The 683-nt window shown below is 71.2% G+C and carries 1 protein-coding gene; it reads right to left on the bottom strand.

The features are described from left to right. The coding region (locus AC1DYG_RS18735; protein ID WP_477641378.1) for a glutaminyl-peptide cyclotransferase at positions 1 to 683 on the bottom strand (683 nt) is incomplete at both ends.

Below are 683 nucleotides of genomic sequence, written 5' to 3'. Positions count from 1 at the left end.
GTCCCGGGTACCTGCGCGATCCCGTTGAGGACGTCCACGGACCGTCGTTCGTCATGGGTGAGCAGGCCCGACGCGTCGACCACCGCGGTGACGTCGCCGGTGCCCGGATCGATCCGGAGGATGACGTCGGACTGCCAGACGTTGGCGTAGACGCTCCCGTCGCTTGCGCATTCGAGTTCGTTCAGCTGGGACTGCGGCTTGCCGTCGAGGGTGACGACCACCGTGCCGAGCCGGTCGAAGGTGGCCGGGTCGCGGAACGTGAGTGTGTCGGAGCCGTCGCTCGTCACCAGGCGACCGTCCTGCGCGCACACCCCCCAGCCCTCCCCCTCGTAGTTCACCCGACGGAGCTCGGTGAGCGTGTCCCGGTCGTACGCGACCGCCACGCCGTCGCGCCAGGTGAGTTGCCATACGGTGTCGCCCGCGACCGTGATGCCCTCGCCGAACAGCGGGTCCGCCAGCGGCACCCGGACCCGCTCCGTGCCGGTGCCGAGGTCCCGCGCGCTCAGGTACGACCGGCCGCTGAGCCCGGTGCCCTCGAGCAGTTCGCCGTCGGAGATCTCGAGTCCCTGGGTGAAGGCGGTGGGGTCGTGCGGTCGAGTGTCGAGCACCTCGACGCGGAGCCGTTCGACGGCCGGGGACGTGGTCGACGAGGCATCCGGCGCACAGCCGGAGAGGGCCAGGAC

This window comes from Pedococcus sp. P1_H8, assembly GCF_056405175.1.
Note: the sequence above shows the minus strand (reverse complement) of the source record. Positions and strands in the feature narration are given on the sequence as shown.